The organism is Vibrio sp. R15-SG3-ISO1A, assembly GCF_059833955.1.
Genome location: NZ_JCBDGH010000095.1, coordinates 1 through 20,425 on the forward strand (window position 1 = coordinate 1; position 20,425 = coordinate 20,425).

Genomic DNA, 20,425 nt, shown 5'->3' on the forward strand with positions numbered 1-20,425 from the left:
ACATCGGAGGGAACACGCACAACGCCCTCCATCAAAATTCTTGCGCTGCGGCCCATACTGACTTGCCGAGCGCACCATTGCCCACCTTGCTCATCGACTTTTGCGCCGACGGTTAAGGTGCCAGACGGATGACCAAAGGTGACTTGGTCACGCTCGCCGCCGCCCGCCGCTTGATTGACCAGCGTGCCCGGTACGCACGCCGCCGCAGCGATAGCCACCGCTGCGGTGCCCATCATGGCGTGGTGCAACTGTCCCATCGACATCGCCCTGACCAAAAGATCAATATCGCCCGCCTCAACCACACTTGCACTTGATGTGTGATAAGTATTAGGCGGTGCCACAAACGCGAGCTTCGGCGTGTGCTGGCGAGTCGCAGCCTCTGAGAGGTCCTCTATCAGCCCCATCCTAAGCGCGCCATGAGCGCGTATGGTCTCAAGCTTATCCAGCAATTCAGGATCGCCGTTAATCGCCGGCTGAAGTTCGCTGCCGGTTAAGCCCAGTTCGCACGCATTGAGAAACACGGTCGGAATCCCCGCACTGATAAAGGTCGCCGTTAGTGCCCCCACTCCGGGCACGTCAAACACTTCCGCGACTTGCCCAGTTGGAAACAGCGAACTGTCACTGCCCGAGGGGTCGACAAAATCGACGCGGATTTCTGCGGCAGGAAACGTGACCCCATCGAGCATAAAACTGCCCATTTCTTGTACTTTCCCTTCAACGATCGGCACATGCACTACAATGGTTTTTTCGATATTGGCTTGCCAAACCCGCACCTTGGCAACGCCATTGTGGGGCCGGCGCTCAGCAGGCAGATACCCCGCGTGAATGGCAAAAGGGCCGACCGCAGCAGAGAGGTTGCCGCAGTTTCCGCTCCAGTCGACAAACGCTTGCCCTATCGCCACCTGACCAAATAGATAGTCCACGTCATGATCGTCACGCGCACTCGGGCTCACTATCACGGTTTTGGATGTGCTGGATGTCGCTCCGCCCATGCCATCAATCTGTTTCCCATAAGGATCAGGGCTGCCAATCACGCGCATTAATAGCGCATCACGCGCAGGACCGGGGGTTTGTGCCTGAGTAGGCAAATCTTCCAACCTGAAAAAGACCCCTTTACTGGTTCCACCACGCATGTACGTCGCGGGAACGCGAATCACATCGTTCATTGCCAGCCTCCTACTGCGCTAAAAAGTCTTGAGCAAAGCGCTGCAAAACACCGCCCGCTTGATAAACAGAAACTTCATCGGCGGTATCTAGACGGCACGTCACCGCGACATCAAGCGTTTCACCGTTGGCACGGGTAATGATCAGCGCCAAGTCGGCACCAGGCGCAATGTCACCCACTACGTCGTAGGTCTCTGAGCCATCTATCTCAAGCGTATGGCGCGTGACGCCCGTTTTAAATTCCAGCGGTAATACGCCCATCCCAACAAGATTGGTGCGATGGATACGCTCAAAACCTTCCGCAACAATGGCTTCAACCCCGGCTAATCGAACGCCTTTTGCCGCCCAATCTCGAGAAGAGCCTTGGCCGTAGTCGGCCCCTGCAACAATGAGCAGCGGCTGTTTGCGCGCCATGTAGGTTTCGATCGCTTCCCACATTCGCACCACTTTGCCTTCGGGTTCAATGCGTGCCAGTGAGCCTTGCACCACATCGCCGCCCTGTTTCACCATCTCGTTGAACAATTTGGGGTTCGCGAATGTGGCCCGTTGCGCCGTCAGGTGGTCGCCGCGGTGCGTGGCGTAGGAGTTAAAATCCTCTTCTGGTACGCCCATACTGGCTAAATACTCGCCTGCAGCGCTACTGGCCAAAATCGCATTGGAGGGCGATAAGTGATCGGTGGTAATGTTGTCACCCAATACCGCCAGAGGACGCATCCCTTTCAAGGTGCGCTCACCTGCCAACGCCCCTTCCCAATAGGGTGGACGGCGAATATAAGTACTCATCGGGCGCCAATCATAGAGTGGGTTGGATGCCTGTTGCTCCTCATCCAATTTGAACATTTGAATGTAAACCTGCTTAAACTGATCAGGTTTCACGTGCTGAGCCACCACTTGATCGATCTCTTCATCACTTGGCCAGAGATCTTTCAGATAGATAGGTTCACCGTTGGCATTGTGGCCGAGCACATCGCGCTCAATATCAAAGCGGATTGAACCCGCCAGCGCGTAGGCAACCACCAGCGGAGGAGACGCAAGAAACGCTTGTTTGGCATACGGGTGGATACGACCGTCAAAGTTGCGATTGCCTGACAGCACCGCGGTCGCATACAGATCGCGTTCGATGATCTCTTGCTCAATAGTGGGATCGAGCGCGCCGCTCATTCCGTTACAGGTGGTACACGCGTAAGCGACGATGCCAAAGCCAAGCTGCTCCAGCTCTGACAATAGCCCCGCTTCTTGCAAGTAGAGCTTGGCGACTTTCGAGCCGGGCGCAAATGAGGACTTAACCCAAGGCTTGCGCACCAGACCTAGCTGATTGGCTTTTTTCGCCAATAACCCTGCCGCTACGACGTTTCTCGGATTGCTAGTGTTGGTACAAGAGGTGATCGCGGCAATAATCACGGCGCCATCGGGCAGCCTTTGCTCGCCGGTATCTGTACCGCGGGATTGCGCGATACCGCGATTGGCCAGCTCACTCGTCGGTAAGCGGCGATGGGGATTAGACGGGCCTGCGAGGTTTCGTGTGACACTCGAGAGATCAAACTCCAACACACGCTCATACTGCGCCTCGCTAAGCGCATCCGCCCAAAGTCCGGTTTGTTTCGCGTAGGCTTCCACTAAAGCCACTTGCTTGTCATCGCGGCCGGTCAGTTTTAGATACTGAATGGTCTGCTCATCGATGTAGAACATCCCTGCCGTCGCCCCGTATTCCGGCGTCATGTTGGAAATGGTGGCGCGATCACCAATCGTCAAATCGCGCGCCCCTTCACCAAAGAACTCCAAATAGGCCGAGACCACACGCTGCTCGCGTAAAAACTCGGTGATCGCCAGTACGATATCTGTCGCGGTGATGCCACTTTGGCGTTTTCCGCTTAGCTTGACACCAATAATGTTGGGCAAACGCATCATCGACGGCCGTCCTAGCATGACGGTTTCTGCCTCAAGGCCGCCGACACCAATGGCAATCACGCCAAGCGCATCAACGTGCGGCGTGTGGCTGTCGGTCCCGACACAAGTATCCGGATAGGCAATGCCTTGCTTGACTTGAACCACTGGCGACATTTTTTCCAAATTGATCTGGTGCATAATGCCGTTGCCTGCAGGGATCACGCTGACGTTTTCAAATGCGGTTTTACACCAATCAATGAAGTGGAAGCGATCTTCATTGCGCCGCTCTTCGATGGCGCGGTTTTTCTCAAACGCCTGTGGATCAAAGCCCGCGTGTTCCACCGCTAATGAGTGGTCGACAATCAGCTGCGTTTCGACCACTGGGTTCACTTTCGCAGGATCGCCACCTTGCAGAGCAATGGCATCACGCAGCCCTGCCAAATCCACCAAGGCGGTTTGTCCTAGAATATCGTGACACACGACGCGCGCCGGATACCAAGGAAAGTCCAAGTCACGCTTGCGCTCAATCAATTGCAGCAGCGCTGCATCAAGACTCTCTGGCTCACAGCGGCGCACCAACTGCTCCGCCAGAACCCGTGACGTGTAAGGCAGCCCATCGTAAGCACCGGGCGACAGTGCATTCACCGCCGCGCGAGCATCGAAATAATCGACATCGAATCCGGGCAGTGACTTTCTGTATTTTGAATCGCTATTCATGTTTACATCCACTCTCTTAGGCGTTAACGCTGCTCAATCGGAACCCACTGCTGATGCTCGGGGCCTGTGTAGTCGGCGCTTGGGCGAATAATCCGATTGTTGGCGCGCTGCTCAAACACGTGTGCTGCCCAACCTGTGAGGCGGCTCATCACAAAAATGGGAGTAAACAGTTTGGTGGGAATATCCATAAAGTGATACGCCGATGCGTGGAAGAAATCTGCGTTACAGAACAGCCCTTTTTCTCGCTTCATGACCGCTTCAACCCGTTCGGAAACCGCATAGAGATGGGTATCCCCCACCGCTTGAGAGAGCGCTTTTGACCAGCGCTTGATCAACGCATTACGCGGGTCGCTTTCACGATAAATGGCGTGGCCAAATCCCATGATTTTGTCTTTGTTCGCCAACATGGTGAGGATGTTGGCTTCCGCTTCATCGGGCGTCATCCAGCCTTCAATCATCTCCATTGCGGCTTCGTTAGCGCCGCCGTGCAGGGGGCCTCGTAAAGTACCGATCGCCGCTGTGATGCATGAGTGGATATCAGATAAGGTCGAAGCGCACACTCGGGCCGCAAAGGTAGAGGCATTAAACTCATGCTCTGCATACAAAATGAGCGAGCAGTGCATCACCTGCTTATGAAGTTCACTCGGCGCTTTATCAGTGAGCAGTTTGAGGAAGTAGCCCCCAATGCAGGCTTCGCTTTGGTCTTGGGTATCAATTCTCACGCCATCATGGCTAAAGCGATACCAATAGCAGATAATGGCGGGAAAGAGCGCCAGCATTCGCTCGGTCGCATCGAGCTGCTGATCAAAACTCATCTCTTGCTCAAGATTTCCCAACATTGAGCAACCGGTGCGCATCACATCCATCGGATGGGCGCTGGCAGGAATTAACTCTAACGCCGCCTTTAGCTCATTCGAAAGGCCGCGTAGGCCAATCAGACGCGTCTTGTAAGTGTCTAGCTCTTGTTGATTGGGTAAATGGCCTCTTAGCAGCAAAAACGCCACCTCTTCAAATTGGGCGTTATTGGCCAAATCGGTGATGTCGTAGCCACGGTAGGTTAGCCCTGTTCCTGTTTTACCAACGGTGCACAGTGCGGTGCTGCCGGCACTCTGACCACGCAATCCTGCGCCGCCAATCGGTTTTTTGCTCAGATCATTCTCAGTGTGAGACATGGTAGAACTCCTTTTCTTGCGAGCTTTGCCCAATCCCCCTCGCCCTTAAGCGCCTTTTGCTTCAGGCTCTGACGGCAAGAGGTTTGGATCTCTTTAACCCGCTGATTTCACGTTATTGTTTGCATTACTATTGTTATTCGTTACTCAAAAACTACTGTTATTCGTCACTCAAGATCTGTTGTTATTGGTCACTAAACAGTCTGTCGAGCTTGTCCTCGTAATCGTGATAATTGAGGTGTGCATAGAGCTCTTTGCGAGTCTGCATCTCGCCAAGTAGCGCTTCTTGATTGCCTACTTCAAGCAGATGGCGATAGACCATTTCCGCCGCTTTGTTCATGGCGCGAAACGCACTCAGTGGATAGAGCACCATGTCGACATTCGACTGGCCTAGCTCTTCACAGCTGTAGAGCGGCGTTTGACCAAATTCAGTGATATTCGCCAGAATCGGTACTTTTTTCCCCGTAGCGCTTTCAAGCGCAGCAGAAAACTGTCGGTACTGTGCCAACTCTGTCATCGCTTCGGGGAAGATCATGTCCGCACCCGCTTCCACACACGCAATCGCCCGCTCAATCGCGCGGTCAATGCCTTCGACAGCCAATGCATCGGTGCGTGCCATGATGACAAACTGATCGTCATTGCGCGCATCCACCGCCGCTTTGACTCGGTCGACCATCTCTTCTTGTCTAACGATCGCCTTGTTCGGTCGATGGCCGCAGCGTTTTTGCGCCACTTGATCTTCCATGTGCACCGCTGCCGCACCGGCCTTTTCCATCGCTTTGATGGTGCGGCCAATATTAAACGCGCCGCCAAATCCGGTATCGATATCCACCAACAGTGGCAAGTCGCACGCATTAGTGATGCGGTCGACATCCACCAGCACATCATTCAATGTCGTGATGCCAAGGTCTGGTAAGCCATAAGAGGCGTTAGCAATGCCCCCACCAGATAGATATATGGCTTGATGACCTAAGTTCTTCGCCATCATGGCGCAATAAGGGTTGATGGTTCCGACAATCTGGAGCGGATGATTTTGCTGTAGGGCGAGCCGAAACTTGGCTCCGGGCGTGAGACTCATAGTCACTTCCTCTAGTCCGTGAGTATTTGTTGTTCAATCAAAAGGCGACTGCCTGAAATGTGGCGACGCATCAGCATTTCCGCTAACTCTTCGTCACGGTTGGCAATCGCTTGGAGGATATGTCGATGCTCCGCCAGCGCTTCTTTTGGTCGCGATTGCGCGCGCGGAGACTGGTAGCGATACATACGCAATAAGTGGTACAGCTCATTACAAAGCAAATTGATGAGGTGTCGATTACGGCTCGCTTTAATGATGCGGTAGTGGAAATCAAAATCGCCGTGTTGGTGGAAGTAGGACGCGCCTTCCACTTCTTCAATATGATGAGAGTGAGCATTCAGCAGTTGCTCAAGGCCGGCAATATCTTGTGGTGTCATGTGGCGCGCGGCTAATCTGGCCGCCATTCCTTCGAGCGCCTCGCGTACTGCGTACAATTCAATCAGTTTTTCCGGTGAAAAGGTGATCACGCGCGCTCCGACGTGCGGGATACGCTCAATCAATCCCAACCCTTCAAGACGCATAATCGCCTCACGCAAAGGCCCGCGGCTAACGTTAAATCGTTTCGCCAGTTCTGGCTCCGATATTTTGCTGCCCGGAGCAATCGCACCACTGACAATGTCCTCGACAAGGCTCTCGGTGAGTGTCAGGGATTTGGTATTTTCAGTAGCTGGCTTCGTTTTGCTTGGGCCGTTGGCGAGTTCAAACTCTCTAGCGATGTTCATCGGTCTCTCGATCATTTCTGGGTGACGCCCTCCACAGAGTGTTGGAGGTCTTCGTTGATGTTTTCACCATAACGCTCAAATTGTCGACAATCAATCATATTGTCGACAATTTAGACTAAGGTATAAGTAAAAGCCCATTTTTACTGCCACAAAATCACTCAGTGTCGACAATGTTGAATAGTAAACACCCCCATCGACATCCGTGAACTTTATGAACTTAATTCGCTTTATGCCCAATATTATTTTTATACGCGCAACGCAGACAGACTTGTAACATGTCATTAACCTTGAGGCATCCAACAAGCAGGTACTGGTATCGCCCAGCAAGACAAGGCTCGATAACAGCGCTCGCTTTAGTGAGATAACCCATAACCATAACGAGACTTCCAAAGAGAAGTTCTGCCTACATAAGGAACGTGAATCATGTTTAAGGTACTCAAACCCACTCTTGCAGCGTCGATCATCGCTGCGTCTTTCTCATTCAGTGCATGGGCGGCGGATGTGGAAAAAATCCACTTTCTGATCCCTGGTGGCGCCGGTGGCGGCTGGGATATGACGGCGCGTGGCACTGGTGACGTGTTGGTCAAATCTGAGATTGTCGACAACGTCTCGTTCCAAAACCTCTCTGGTGGCGGCGGCGGTAAAGCCATTGCGCATTTGATTGAAACCGCTGAGCGTCAAGAAGACACTCTGATGGTCAATTCCACCCCTATCGTGGTGCGCTCTCTGACCGGTATTTTCCCGCAATCATTTCGTGATCTCACGCCCGTCGCGGCGACCATTGCCGATTACGGTGCCATCGTGACCTCGGTCGATTCAGGCTACAACACTTGGGAAGATGTGGTTAAAGAGTTTGAGTCTAACCCACGTAAAGTCAAAATCGCTGGCGGCTCTGCACGCGGCAGCATGGACCACTTGGTGGTCGCAGCCGCCTTTAAAGGTGAAGGGTTTGACGCAAAAACCGTTCGCTACATCGCTTATGATGCAGGCGGCAAAGCCATGGCCGCGCTGCTTTCTGGTGAAACACAGCTCTTATCTACCGGCCTTGGCGAAGTGCTGGAGATGTCGAAATCTGGCCAAGTTAAAATCCTCGCGGTGACAGCGCCTAAACGTTTAGACGCAGCACCGGATATTCCGACGCTCACTGAATATGGCAACGAAACAGTCTTTGCCAACTGGCGTGGCTTCTTCGCAGCCCCTGGCGCAAGCCAAGCGAAGATTGATGAATGGAATGCCGCCCTCAGCAAAATGTATCAAACCGATGAGTGGAAAGTCGTGCGTGACCGTAACGGTTGGATCGACAACTACAAAGCGGACAAAGAGTTCTACGCTTTCCTTGAAGACCAAGAGAAACAGATGGGCGATTTGATGCGTGAGCTTGGCTTCCTCAAGTAATACGCCGCCATGTTTGGGTCGGTAGCGGGTCTACCACCCTTGTTTTCGCCGTACTTGAGAACCTTAGACAATCTCCGCTGTTTGTGTTGAACAGTTGGCCTTTCACTCCAAATTCCACTTAGAGAGAAAGGCCATTGTTAGTGAATATGTTGCTCATTAACCCTCTAGTACGGCTTTTTTCTACTTTATCCAACGCACATCGTATCCAGCCTCTACTCAGTATGGCTCGATTGATGCAGCGTTTCGATAACTCAAATGGAGTTGGCTATGTCGGACTTACCAACGAACTCTTTCAACCAAGGCAGCATCTTTAGCAAAGAGAACCTGCTGTGCCGTGATCGTGTTGGTGCGATGATATTTCTGATTGTCTGCCTATGCTACGGCTACCAAACCACCCAGATCCCGATGTTTCCGGGTGATGAATACGAACCTTTTACCGCGCGCACCCTACCCACACTGCTGACGTTTGCCGGTATTGGCTTGGCGCTCTTGCTTCTGGTGATGGGCAAAAAAGACAGCCAAAGTGGCGCTGTACTGGATTTCAACTGGAAGTTACTGATTGGCTTTTTAGTCCTGATGGCGCTTTACGGCGTCGGTCTGACCTACCTTGGCTTTGTCTTGGCGACCGGCTTTTTCTTGCTTGCCGGCTTTTACTTGCTTGGCGAGAGACGCAAAGCGGTCTTGTTTGGCGCGTCATTCCCGTTTGTGATTGCGTTTTATCTTCTTCTTACCCAAGGGCTGGATATCTATCTCGAGCCGGGCGTTATCTTCACTATGTGGTCGTAATCAGTAAGGAAATCCCATGTTAGACGGAATTTTACAAGGTCTTTCGACCGCCGTGATGCCGATGAACCTAATGATGGTCATCGTCGGCTGTTTTGTCGGTACGTTTATCGGCATGCTTCCTGGCCTTGGCCCGATTTCAGCCATCGCCCTCATGATCCCCATCACCTACGGACTCGATCCCTCATCAGGACTGATCTTGATGGCGGGCGTCTACTACGGCGCAGTGTTTGGCGGCTCCACCTCCTCGATTTTGATTAACGCACCGGGCTGCTCATCCACCGTTGTGACGGCGTTTGATGGCTATCCTATGGCACAAAAAGGTCAAGCAGGAAAAGCCCTTGCGCTTGCGGCTTACTCGTCATTTACGGGCGGTACGCTCTCGGCCATCATGCTGTTGGTTGCCGCGCCTGCGCTCGCGAGCGTCTCGCTGAGTTTCCAATCCTCCGACTATTTTGCCTTGATGCTGCTTGGCCTCTCCGCTGTTGCGGCGTTTGCTGGCAAAGGACAAGTGATCAAAGCATGGATGATGACGGTCCTCGGTTTGATGCTCTCTACCGTCGGAATTGATAAAGGCGTCGGCGTTGAACGCTTCACCTTTGGCCTAACTGATCTAATGGATGGCTTTAGCTTTCTTCTGCTTGCCATGGCCACTTTTGCACTCGGTGAAACTTTAATGGGTATTCTCAAACCGGAGCAAGATACCCGCAACGAAGAGCAAAGTAAGATGAGCGACATCGGCAGCATGAAAGTGACCAAGGAAGAGATCAAAGAAGTGGCACCAGTCTCGATTCGCTCTTCCATTTTGGGCTTTTTCACCGGTGTATTGCCGGGTGCAGGGGCAACCATTGCCGCGTTTCTTAGCTATGGCATGGAACGAAACTTAGCGCCAAAAGAGAAGCGTGAAGAGTTCGGTAAAGGCAGCATTCGTGGTCTGGTGGCGCCGGAGTCGGCCAACAACGCCGCATCGAGTGGTTCTTTTGTGCCGTTGTTAACGCTGGGTATTCCGGGTTCGGGCACCACCGCCATCATGCTCGGTGCGCTGTTCGCCTATGGAATTCAACCGGGGCCGCGTTTGTTTGTTGAGCATCCGGATGTGTTTTGGTCGGTGATTATCTCAATGTACTTTGGCAACATCGTGTTAGTGATCTTGAACTTACCGCTGATCCCTTACATTTCACGCCTGCTGGCCGTGCCGCGCACCGTGCTGCTACCGATGATCTTATTTTTCTCGATAACCGGTGTGTACTTGGTCTCGTTTAACACCATGGATGTGTTCATCATGTTGCTGATTGCCGTTGGTGCCATCGCATTGCGTTTAGCCAACTTCCCACTCGCGCCGCTGCTGCTTGGCTTTATCCTTGGCGGCCTGATGGAAGAGAATTTACGCCGCGCTTTGATGATTAGCGATGGTGAGCTGAGCTTCCTTTGGGAACGCCCTATCACCTTCACCTTTACCGTGCTCGCCGCGCTCGTGCTACTCAGCCCACTACTGGTCAAACTGTTACAAGCCTTGAAAGGTTCGCCAAAACAGATTGAGCAGTAGTCAGTCGAAAGTAGTCATTCGAACGTTGTTTTCTCCCGAGGGCGTTATCGCCCTCGTTTTCTTTCCTTACGCATTAATTTCCTTACGCATCAAACCTCATAGATGGATTGCTTGAACAAAAATTAGAGTATAGACTCTAATTTATCACTTTCATTTAAGCGAGGACCGCACACGTCATGCCTATTCGCCCTTTAGCTTTGATGCTCGCCTGTTGCGGCGCAGTGTCTAGCGTGGCGCACGCTGCACCGATCAGTTTTGAACAAGCGTGGACGCTGCTCCAACAAGAGAACCACTCACTCGCGGCCTCGCGCGCGAATGTTGACCGTTACCAAGCGCTGCACTCCGCAACCGATAGCCTAAATTTGCCGTCTGTCACCCTAGGCGCCAACTACACACGCCTCGATACCGACGTGACCCTGTCTGGTGAGCAGCTCTTTGACAGCACAGGGGCAACGATGCCCAACCTTGGCCCCACCTTCGGTGGATTGGTCTCACAGCTCGGAAGCGTGACCTCTACCATCACCGAGCGCGACATATTCTCCTCCTCCATTCGCGCCGTTTGGCCAATCTTTACTGGCGGTCGCATCGATGCCGCGCAAAGCGCCGCGCAAGGGAAAAGCGAACAGGCAAAGAGTGAGCTAGCAATGGAAACCCAAGCGCGCTTTGAAGATCTCAGTAAATACTATTTTTCCGTTTTATTGACACAAGACGTACTGCACACCCGACAACTGGTGGAAGCAGGGCTAACCAAACACAGAGACAACGCACTCAAGCTCGAACAACAAGGGCAAATCGCCCGCGTCGAAAGGCTGCAAGCGGAATCCGCGTTGGACAAAGCCGTGATTGAGCGCAAGAAGGCGCAAAAGGATCTCGATATCGCCCAAGCGGCGCTGACGAAAATTCTCAACCAAACCGACGGCGTCGAGCCCTCAGACCACTTGTTTATAAATCCAAGCCTGCCGCCACTGGATCTGTTTATCGACCGCACGTTAGCCACCTACCCAGGCCTCGCTCTGCTTGACGCCAAAGAGAAGCAAGCCAACAGCCTGATCAAAGCGGAAAAAGGCCGTTACTACCCAGAAGTGTACCTCTATGGCGACTACAGCTTGTATGAGGATGATTCCCTCGCAAGTCAGCTGAAACCCGAGTGGCTCGTGGGCGTTGGTGTCAATGTGCCTCTGATTGACACCTCCGGCCGCTCAGAGCAGGTCAAAGCGGCGCACAGTGCGGTGTCTCAGGTTAAATATCTCAAAGCGCAGGCGAAACAAGATCTCTCCGTTCTGGTCCAGAAGACCTATTTAGAAGCGCAGCAAGCGCGAGAAGAGGTCCAAGGGCTCGATTCAAGCTTGTCACTGGCGCAGGAGAATCTCAAACTGCGCGAAAAAGCCTTTTCGCAAGGGCTTTCGACGTCAACCGATGTCGTCGATGCCCAGCTCTATGTCGCCAGTGTTGAAACACAAAAAGCCGCCGCCAGTTTTCAATACCTTGTGTCACTGTCCAAGTTGTTGGCTCTGTCGAGTGAAATGGACAGTTTTAAACAGTATCAATATAACGCCATCCCGTTGTCGAATCGTTAAGGATCAAAGATGAACCAAGCCAAACCTTACCTGCTTACCGCAGCTGCAATCGCTCTGACATCTTGGGTCGGCTACAGCGTTTACGACGCCTATCAGCCTCAGCCAGTTCGCTTGCAAGGTCAGATTGAAGCGCAGCAATACAGCATTTCGTCGAAAGTACCAGGGCGTATCGATCAAGTGCTGGTGCGCAAAGGTGACAATGTCACTAAAGGGCAACTCATTTTCACCCTGCACAGCCCTGAAATCGCGGCAAAATTAGAGCAAGCTAAGGCCGGAGAAAAAGCCGCCGATGCACTGGCTCAAGAAGCGGAAAAAGGCGCGCGTGCGCAACAAATCCAAGCCGCAAAAGATCAATGGCTCAAAGCGCAAGCCGCCGCCGATCTGATGGAAAAAACCTATCTTCGAGTCAACAACCTATTTAATGATGGTGTGGTGGCAGAGCAAAAACGCGACGAAGCCAAAACCCAATGGGATGCGGCAAAATACACGGAAAGTGCCGCCTACCAGATGTATCAAATGGCGCAAGAAGGTGCGCGCAGCGAGACCAAAGTCGCCGCCGCAGAGAAAGCCCGCATGGCCGCTGGTGCGGTTGCCGAAGTAGAAGCCTACGCGCAAGATACCCAAATTCACAGTTGGTTTGACGGCGAGGTTTCGCAGGTGCTGCTGCAAAGCGGCGAGTTAGCGCCGCAAGGCTTTCCCGTTGTCACTGTGCTTGATACCGAAGATATGTGGGCCGTGTTTAACGTTCGTGAAGATTACCTGCGCTACTTTAGCAAAGGCACACAATTTAACGCTTACGTTCCTGCGTTGGATAAAGAGATAACCTTCACCGTGAGCCATGTCGCGGTCATGGGCGATTTTGCCACTTGGCGCTCAACCGATGCCAGCCAAGGGTTTGATTTACGTACCTTTGAAGTCGAAGCCAGACCAAGCGAGCCCGTACAAGGCTTGAGGATGGGCATGAGTCTCGCTGTGGAAATTGCCCCTTCAGCTGTCTCGCAAGGCGCGCAATGATGATACACCAAGCCATAGCGCAGCAGTGGGCGACCATGACGCGTGATCGGTGGCTCCTCGCTAGCTTGACCTGGATTCCCATCGCACTCGCTTGGTGTATCTGGTCGATATTTTCCCAAGGTATCGCGCGCGATCTGCCTATTGGTGTGGTCAATCTAGACAAGAGTGCGCTCTCTTACACACTTGAACGCGACTATGACGCCACCTCAACCATGCAAGTGACGCGTCATTTTCAAAGCCCCAGTGAGGCGAAAGCGGCACTGGTACAGGGGGAGATCTACGCCTACGCCGTGATCCCGAACCGTTTCGAACAAGACGCGATGAAACAGCTCGCCCCGCAAGTCAGTGTGTTTTACAACAGCCAAGCGATCTTGATTGGCAAACTGATGAACGCCGCGTTTGTCCAAGCGCATGGGACATTCAATGCGCAGTTAGCCACGTTCGAGGGTCTCGCCGGTGGCAATACAACCCTACTCTCTGCGATGGGCAACGCTGTGCCCGTCTCGACCCAGGTCACTCCGCTGTTCAATAAGAATTCCAATTACGCCCAGTTTTTAGTCAGCGCGATCATCCCAGCGCTGTGGCAAATCGTCATTGTCGTTAGCACGCTCTTAGTGCTGGCCGCCAATCAACGCGATCATGGCCTAGTGCGTTGGTTAGCGCCTTCGCCGGGCGTGGCACTGTGTCGCACTTTACTGCCCTACTTTCCACTATTTTGGCTGCAAGGCGTGGCGTTTTTAGTCTGGTTTTATTCGGGCTTACAGTGGCCGATGCAAGGCAACCTTTGGGTGTTGTTCGCCGCGCAAGTGCCGACCATACTCGCGTGTATGGCCATGGGCAGTGTGTTCTTCTTTTTGACCTTAGATCCCGCGAGAGCGATGAGCTTTGCCGGCGCGTTTACAGCGCCAAGTTTTGCCTTTATGGGTATCACTTTCCCGGTCTCTGACATGTCGCCGCTCGCCCAAGCTTGGCGTTCACTCTTGCCCATCAGTCACTATATTGAAGCGCAGGTGGGCCAAGTCAGCTATGGCGCATCGGCGCTCACCACACTGATGCATCTGACTCCACTGCTTGGCTATCTGCTACCAGCGCTGCTGTGTCTTCTTCTCGCTCGCAAGCACCTCAACAGTGCTATTAACGCTGCAAATGACACAAAAAGGCACGCGCGCGCGGAACTTAAGGAGCACCAATCATGACGTTTACCGCACTGCTGAAAGCGGAGCTAAAGGCGCTGCTGCATAATCCTGTGGTACTTCTCACGGTGTTTGGTGGCGTCGTGTTTTACTCGTTTCTCTACCCGATGCCCTACTCTTACCAAACCCCACGCGAGCAAGTCATCAGCGTGGTGAACTTGGACAAAAGCCAAACCAGCTATCAGCTAGAGCGCATGGTAGATGCGACACCCCAAGTGCACATCGTGCGGCGTGACTCAAGCATAGAAGCGGCCAAAGTGGCCTTTTTAAGCGGCGATATTAGCGGCATTTTGGTGATCCCAGAGCATTTCTATAAAGATCTGATGTTAGGTAAAAGCCCGACCTTGGCTTACGCGGGGGATGCCTCTTACTTTTTGGTCTACGGCACCATTGTCGAAGGCTTGGGACAAGCGGGTGGCACGCTAGCGGCGCAAACCACAGTGGCGAAATTGCTTGTTGATGGTGAGCCACTGAGCGCAGCGGCCAATCACTTCGCGCCCACCAAGCTCAACCTCAAACCCACTTTTAACCCGCAAATGGGCTATGTCGATTATGTGGTGCCTGCGGTGTTTGTGCTGATTTTGCAGCAAACGCTGGCGATGGCAGCGGGGTTGATGCAAGGCACACAAAAGCATGGTCGTGGCTATTGGTCTAACGTCAGCCCTCTCGCCTTAATAGGGGGACGAATGGTGCTGCTGACGAGTATTTACTTGGTACTAAGCGGCTATTACTTCGGGCCGAGTTTTCGCTTGCACGGCGTCGCGCAGTTGGCAAACCTTGCCGAGCTTGTCACTCTATTGCTGCCTTTCTTATTGGCATCCTGCGCGATAGGCATTTGGCTGGGTACAATAGTACCAAGACGAGAGCTGGTGACACTAGTGGTATTAATCAGCTCAATGCCGCTGATTTTTAGTGCGGGGTTTATCTGGCCGCTCGAGGCGATTCCCGATGGCATCGTTTGGCTATCGCAGCTTTTTCCTAGTACGCCCGCCATCCAAGCATTCTTGCGTTTAAACCAGATGGGGGGAAACTGGCATCAAGTCGCGGCGCAATACGCACTGCTGTGGGTGCAAGCACTGGGTTGGATCCTCATGGCTTGGCGCGCATTGCGTGAACATCGCCGCGATAACGTTTGAGCGCCGCGTTTAAAAACCTCGGCGGCGCCAAAACTCATTTTCATCCCGGCCATACACATCGAAGGTCTTTTGTGCAATCACGCGTCCGTCCATCTCGATGCTCATGTGCCAATGCCCCAAATTCGACTCTAAACCGCCGTCTGGATGAAGCAGTTGAATTGTATCGCCCAAGTAGAAATCCCAATCGTTGCTGCCCACGTGCAACTCGCCGGTGAAAGGCGCTAACGTCTGGCCTTTTTTGCCTAAGATACCGGGATGATCGATACAAAACTCAATCAGCGCACCTTTGGCTTTTTTGATGTTGACGATAAAGCCAAACTCGACGTCCTCGTCAGCCGGAACCTTAGTGGTAAACGCTTGTATTTTAGGAAGATGTTTTGATTTGGAGTCCCATTGGTCGTAAATACCGTAAGAGGTCATTTCAACAACGGGCGATCGCTTTGCCATGTCTGCCACCGTTTTTTCATGTGTTCGATTGTACTGCGCTCAACGCCGTGGATATTTTGAAATTGCCCAGTGCACTCCATCACCACAAACTCAGCGCCAAATTGCTTGGCGAGGCGGTAGTACGGCGCGATTTCCCAGCGCTGGACAAAAGTATTGGAGACAACCACGTCCTGCTTGTTGGTCAGCGCACGTTTGACCTCAGCTCTGCACCACTCGTGCGCATCGGAAATTTTCGCTTTGTCATAGCGGTAAACGCCATCGTCAGCGATAAAATACATATCCGCTTCAAGGTGCACCGCTGGCAGTGTTTTCGCTAGGGTGCTTTTGCCAGAACCTGGCAGACCACGAATTAAGGTCAATTTCACCGCTCTATTACTCCCTTGCGGCCGATGTCCGCTGATTTGTCTGTGGCTGCGCCGACATAGTCTCACCAAGTTCGAGGCGCAGATAGTAAACCAATTTGGCCTAAAAATGCTATCGACATCTCATACTGATTCGGGTAAGTTTAGATGTATAGACGTCCATAACAGAGCTTAGGGAGAAAGCTGTGCCCATTAAGATCCCCGATCAATTGCCTGCCACTGATGTACTGCGTCAGGAAAATATCTTCATCATGAGCGAATCGCGTGCCTCTACGCAGGAAATTCGTCCACTTAAGGTGTTGATCCTCAATCTTATGCCAAAAAAAATTGAGACAGAGACGCAATTTTTACGCCTCTTGTCCAATAGCCCATTGCAGGTCGATATTGAACTGCTGCGCATTGATGATCGCCCGAGTAAAAATACGCCAACCGAGCACCTAGACAACTTTTACCGACAATTTGAGATGATCAAAAAACGCAATTTCGATGGTTTGATCATCACCGGTGCGCCGCTCGGTCTGGTCCAGTTTGAAGACGTGATTTATTGGGACCACCTCAAAACCATCATGAACTGGGCGAAAGAGCACGTCACCTCGACCTTATACGTCTGCTGGGCCGCACAGGCAGGATTAAAGCTGCTCTACAATTTGCCTAAGCGCACTCGCAAAGAGAAGCTCTCCGGTGTGTATCAACATCAAATTCATCATGAGTTTCACCCCATTCTGCGTGGTTTTGACGACACCTTTTTAGCACCGCATTCTCGCTACGCTGATTTCTCACCGGAGTATCTCGCCGAGCATACGGATCTCGACATCTTGGCCACCTCAGACGTGGCTGGCGTTTACTTGGCGGCTACCAAAGATAAGCGCAATGTGTTTGTGACGGGCCATCCAGAGTATGACTCACACACCCTGCACAATGAGTACATCCGCGATCTAAGTGAGGGAATGGAACCGGCGATTCCGGTCAACTACTACCCCAACAACAATCCTGACAACAAACCGTGCGCAAGTTGGCGCAGTCATGGACACCTGCTATTTGCCAACTGGTTGAACTACTGCGTCTACCAGCAAACGCCATACGATTTGGATCACTTCAGCGAAGCCAACTTCACCAAAGACGATTAACGCGTCTAGGGCAACACCCTGTCACCGAATACGAGGGCGCAAGCGCGCCCTCGCTCGCATTCTTTTTCCGCCCACACTAAGAAACTGATAAACCCCTCGCAGAGTCTCACTCATCGGCGCAAACACCAGATGGGATCAGGTATAAAAAAGCACAAGCTTGTTATCTGTTACTGAACCACAAAAGTTGAACGAATATGCGTACCCTTCTCCTTCCTTTGGTGTTACTTCTCTCTGCCTGTGTCACGGTGGACAATAACGCTGAGCCTGAGCTCAATGCCAACCCACGAGAAAAAGCCGATGCGCGCTTAGCCCTTGGCATGGGTTACTTACAGCAGGGTGATATGGTTAAAGCCCGCGAAAATCTGGAAAAAGCCCTTCAGCACGATAAAAGTTATTACCGAGCACAATTGGCGATGGCGCACTATTTCGAGCAAGTCGGTGAAGAAGCGGACGCTGAAAAACTGTATAAAACGGCGCTGAGACAGCACCCGAGAAACGGTAATGTAATGAACAACTACGGCACGTTTTTATGCAAACAAGAACGCTATCCTCAGGCTGATCAACTGTTTAATCGAGCCATTGAGCAGCCCTACTACTACCTGATTTCCGCCAGCTATGAAAATGCGGCACTCTGTGCATTGAAAGCGGGCAAACCCGAACAAGCCATGGGTTATTTCAAACGCACATTGGATCACGACCCGCGCCGTGTCACCTCGCTGCTGCGCCTGACTAAACTTGAAATAGAGCAAGGTGAATACACATCAGCGCGAATACGCTTGATGAACTTCCACCAGCAGTTTGGCGTGCAACAAGCCTCATTGGCCCTACTGATCGAGTTGGAAGAGCGCGCCGGGAACAGCGCGTTAGAAGAGAAGTATCGTAAGCAGTTAGAAGCGCTCTCGAACGGATAAACTGATCATTTTCGTTTGTGAATTTTTTTGTATTCTCGATACAAGATCAGCACAAAATAACCCAGTCCCCACAACAGCAGCAACGCGAACAGCGCAAGAAAGCTATCGCAAATCCAGCTGGGCTCACAGGGCATATAAATCTCAAACTCCATATGCCCTCCTCATCTATTGGTATCAGTGGTTAACGGGGTTTGGTATCAAACCAAGTGGCGCGCTTGGCTTTATCATGAAACGTCCAAGCCATAAAACGGCTCACTTTCTGCCCTTGGCTCATCTCAACCACGCGCACTTCCAGCGCTCCGGCTTTTTCAAGATTTTTACGCAGCCAACGGACATTCTCTTTCTTTGAGATCAAGGTGGAGAACCAAAGGACTTGCGATGCCACATCTCGACTTTCAAACGCCATCTTTTTCACAAACGCGGCTTCACCACCCGGACACCACAGTTCCGCTTTCTGCCCACCAAAATTAAGTATAGGCGAACCTTGCTGCGTTTTGTGTCGTGGTGCATTGGCGGCGGCGGCCTTGTTGCTGCCTTTTTTGGTCCTATTGCGACTTAAATTAGCCAGTTTTTTCTCGCTGCCTTGCTGCGCCTCTTCAAGGGATTTATGAAACGGCGGATTGCAGGTCGTCAGCGCATAACGCTCGCCTTTGGCGATAATGTGTTTAAACACAAACCGAGAGTCACGCTGCAATCGGCTTTCAATTTTGCCTTTCAACACCCCATTGGCGCTCGTGATCTGATTGGCATTGTCCACTGAAACCTCGTCCACATCACTGCCAACGTAGTGCCAGCCATAATCCACCGCGCCAATGATCGGATAGATGCAGTTGGCGCCAACGCCGATGTCTAACGCATGCACGCTCGCGTGTTTCGCCTCAGGCACATCCGCCTCAAGCAGCTCAGCAAGACGATGGATGTAGTCAGCACGCCCTGGAATAGGCGGGCAGAGATACCCTTTAGGAATATCCCACTCACTAACTTGGTAGTGATGCGCCAACAAGGCTTTATTGAGCAGCTTCACTGCGATAGGGTCAGAAAATGGAATGCTCTTGTCACCGGCTGGGGTGGTAATAACATACGGTTTCAGCGCAGGCAGCGCTTTGACCAACGCGGCAAAATCATAGCGTCCTTGGTGTTTATTGCGAGGATGTAATCCCGGCTTGCTTGGCTGCTTTATAAACGTCATCTTACGACTCGAGCGATGCTTGGGCTCAGACTGAGCAGCGCTATTTCGTGTTTTCGGCGCACGTTTGGTCGAAGGGTGCGAATCTTTACGGTGTGTAGCCATGATCTGTAATGCGTAACGTGTTGTGAGTGATCAACAACCAGGCGTTTATGCCTAGTTCGTCGGCTCGTCTCGGGTCTCGAGATAAATCATAAACAATCGAGCGTCGAGTTCCAGTTGATGGTAGTCGGGCTCCATGTGGCAGCACAACGAATAGAAGGCTTTGTTGTGCTCTTTCTCTTTCAAGTGCGCCAGTTCGTGCACCACCAACATGCGCAATAGCGGCTCAGGTGCCTCTCGAAATACGCGAGCGATGCGAATTTCATTCTTTGATTTGATTTTTCCGCCATGCACTTTCGACACATAGGTATGAAGGCCAAGCGCATTGTTGATGATGTGGATTTTATTGTCGTACACCACTTTGCTCAGCGGCGCGGTTTTCTTCATATAGCGGTTTTTCAACGCCATGGTGTAATCGAACAGCGCCTTTTCACTCTTAATGGTGTGATTGTTAGGGTAACGCTGGTGAAACCAGGTCGCCAGTCTGCCGGAATCTACCAGTTGCGCCACTTGATCAACGATATGTGGCGGATAACCTTGCACATACCTTAATGCGGGATTGATACTCATCGCTCTACCGAGTTGACGAAAAGGCGCTAGTCTAGCCTATTCGCCCTTGTCATTCACTGACTTTTCATTACACTCATCGCGATCAACCTCACTGGAGAAACCCCATGAAACGCCTCGTGCTTTACGTCAAAGATAAGTGCCCGCACTGCAAAGATGCTCAACGATACTTGGAAGAGAAAGGCTACCCATATCGTTTGACCAACGCGAAAATGCAGCGCGGTCGCAAAGAGCTCGACGCCATTGGCGCTCGCTCCTTACCGGTACTGAAAATCGGCGATCGTTACATGATCGGTTGGAATCCAAAAAACTTCGAGCGCATGTACAGCGGAAAATAGTACCGCT

General features: G+C 52.2%; 19 protein-coding genes. 10 read left to right on the forward strand and 9 right to left on the reverse strand.

Going from position 1 to position 20,425, the window contains the following annotated elements; translation table 11 throughout:
- The 5 genes from prpF to AC6R0L_RS17150 all read right to left on the reverse strand — a co-directional run.
- Positions 1 to 1,166: 2-methylaconitate cis-trans isomerase PrpF (prpF, locus tag AC6R0L_RS17130; RefSeq protein ID WP_500629919.1), on the reverse strand; the 1,166-nt coding region annotated here is incomplete at its 3' end.
- A gap of 10 nt (positions 1,167 to 1,176) precedes the next feature.
- Positions 1,177 to 3,768, reverse strand: a complete 2,592-nt coding sequence (gene acnD / locus AC6R0L_RS17135; protein ID WP_500629920.1) for a Fe/S-dependent 2-methylisocitrate dehydratase AcnD — start codon at positions 3,766 to 3,768, stop codon at positions 1,177 to 1,179.
- Between the two features lie 23 nt (positions 3,769 to 3,791).
- Complete coding sequence (gene prpC / locus AC6R0L_RS17140; protein ID WP_500629921.1) at positions 3,792 to 4,940, reverse strand: bifunctional 2-methylcitrate synthase/citrate synthase; 1,149 nt, start codon at positions 4,938 to 4,940, stop codon at positions 3,792 to 3,794.
- A gap of 181 nt (positions 4,941 to 5,121) precedes the next feature.
- Positions 5,122 to 6,015, reverse strand: a complete 894-nt coding sequence (gene prpB / locus AC6R0L_RS17145) for a methylisocitrate lyase (RefSeq protein WP_500629922.1) — start codon at positions 6,013 to 6,015, stop codon at positions 5,122 to 5,124.
- Between the two features lie 11 nt (positions 6,016 to 6,026).
- Positions 6,027 to 6,734 carry a GntR family transcriptional regulator gene (locus AC6R0L_RS17150; RefSeq protein WP_500629923.1) on the reverse strand — a complete coding sequence of 236 codons (708 nt, stop codon included), beginning with the start codon at positions 6,732 to 6,734 and terminating at the stop codon, positions 6,027 to 6,029.
- A 423-nt stretch (positions 6,735 to 7,157) separates the two neighbouring features.
- Here AC6R0L_RS17150 and AC6R0L_RS17155 point away from each other — a divergent pair, with 423 nt between their 5' ends.
- From AC6R0L_RS17155 to AC6R0L_RS17185, 7 genes are all read left to right on the forward strand, one after another.
- The gene (locus AC6R0L_RS17155; protein ID WP_334550472.1) at positions 7,158 to 8,129 is read left to right on the forward strand and encodes a tripartite tricarboxylate transporter substrate binding protein; all 972 of its coding nucleotides are present in this window, start codon (positions 7,158 to 7,160) and stop codon (positions 8,127 to 8,129) included.
- A gap of 267 nt (positions 8,130 to 8,396) precedes the next feature.
- A complete protein-coding gene (locus AC6R0L_RS17160) occupies positions 8,397 to 8,915 on the forward strand; it encodes a tripartite tricarboxylate transporter TctB family protein (RefSeq protein WP_500629924.1) in 519 nt (172 codons plus the stop codon).
- A gap of 16 nt (positions 8,916 to 8,931) precedes the next feature.
- Positions 8,932 to 10,458 (forward strand): tripartite tricarboxylate transporter permease, encoded by a 1,527-nt coding sequence (locus AC6R0L_RS17165; protein ID WP_500629925.1) that lies wholly within the window; start codon positions 8,932 to 8,934, stop codon positions 10,456 to 10,458.
- A gap of 176 nt (positions 10,459 to 10,634) precedes the next feature.
- The gene (locus AC6R0L_RS17170; protein WP_500629926.1) at positions 10,635 to 12,035 is read left to right on the forward strand and encodes a TolC family protein; all 1,401 of its coding nucleotides are present in this window, start codon (positions 10,635 to 10,637) and stop codon (positions 12,033 to 12,035) included.
- 9 nt (positions 12,036 to 12,044) lie between these two features.
- Positions 12,045 to 13,049 carry an HlyD family secretion protein gene (locus AC6R0L_RS17175; protein WP_500629927.1) on the forward strand — a complete coding sequence of 335 codons (1,005 nt, stop codon included), beginning with the start codon at positions 12,045 to 12,047 and terminating at the stop codon, positions 13,047 to 13,049.
- Positions 13,046 to 14,245, forward strand: coding sequence for an ABC transporter permease (locus AC6R0L_RS17180; protein ID WP_500629928.1), 1,200 nt, complete (start codon positions 13,046 to 13,048; stop codon positions 14,243 to 14,245). The genes AC6R0L_RS17175 and AC6R0L_RS17180 overlap by 4 nt, the downstream gene beginning before the upstream one ends.
- A complete protein-coding gene (locus AC6R0L_RS17185) occupies positions 14,242 to 15,378 on the forward strand; it encodes an ABC transporter permease (RefSeq protein WP_500629929.1) in 1,137 nt (378 codons plus the stop codon). Before AC6R0L_RS17180 ends, AC6R0L_RS17185 begins: the two co-directional genes overlap by 4 nt.
- 9 nt (positions 15,379 to 15,387) lie before the next feature.
- Here AC6R0L_RS17185 and AC6R0L_RS17190 read toward each other — a convergent pair whose 3' ends face one another.
- Entirely contained in the window at positions 15,388 to 15,825 is a 438-nt protein-coding gene (locus tag AC6R0L_RS17190) for a DUF3859 domain-containing protein (protein ID WP_500629930.1), read from the reverse strand.
- Positions 15,795 to 16,190: an ATP-binding protein gene (locus AC6R0L_RS17195; protein WP_500629931.1), complete on the reverse strand. Its 396-nt coding sequence runs from the start codon at positions 16,188 to 16,190 to the stop codon at positions 15,795 to 15,797. Before AC6R0L_RS17195 ends, AC6R0L_RS17190 begins: the two co-directional genes overlap by 31 nt.
- 182 nt (positions 16,191 to 16,372) lie before the next feature.
- On the opposite strand from AC6R0L_RS17195, the gene metA reads away from it, so the two are divergent.
- Both metA and pilW read left to right on the forward strand, forming a co-directional pair.
- On the forward strand, positions 16,373 to 17,314 hold the full coding sequence (gene metA, locus AC6R0L_RS17200) for a homoserine O-acetyltransferase MetA (RefSeq protein ID WP_334550485.1): 942 nt from the start codon (positions 16,373 to 16,375) through the stop codon (positions 17,312 to 17,314).
- A gap of 194 nt (positions 17,315 to 17,508) precedes the next feature.
- Positions 17,509 to 18,225 (forward strand): type IV pilus biogenesis/stability protein PilW, encoded by a 717-nt coding sequence (pilW, locus tag AC6R0L_RS17205; protein WP_500629932.1) that lies wholly within the window; start codon positions 17,509 to 17,511, stop codon positions 18,223 to 18,225.
- 181 nt (positions 18,226 to 18,406) lie between these two features.
- Here the strand turns inward: pilW and rlmF are convergent, their stop codons facing one another.
- Entirely contained in the window at positions 18,407 to 19,516 is a 1,110-nt protein-coding gene (gene rlmF, locus AC6R0L_RS17210; RefSeq protein WP_500629933.1) for a 23S rRNA (adenine(1618)-N(6))-methyltransferase RlmF, read from the reverse strand.
- Positions 19,517 to 19,567: 51 nt separating this feature from the next.
- Positions 19,568 to 20,077 (reverse strand): M48 metallopeptidase family protein, encoded by a 510-nt coding sequence (locus AC6R0L_RS17215; RefSeq protein ID WP_487903131.1) that lies wholly within the window; start codon positions 20,075 to 20,077, stop codon positions 19,568 to 19,570.
- Positions 20,078 to 20,187: 110 nt separating this feature from the next.
- On the opposite strand from AC6R0L_RS17215, the gene AC6R0L_RS17220 reads away from it, so the two are divergent.
- The gene (locus AC6R0L_RS17220; RefSeq protein WP_334550489.1) at positions 20,188 to 20,418 is read left to right on the forward strand and encodes a glutaredoxin family protein; all 231 of its coding nucleotides are present in this window, start codon (positions 20,188 to 20,190) and stop codon (positions 20,416 to 20,418) included.
- The last annotated feature ends 7 nt before the right edge of the window (positions 20,419 to 20,425 follow it).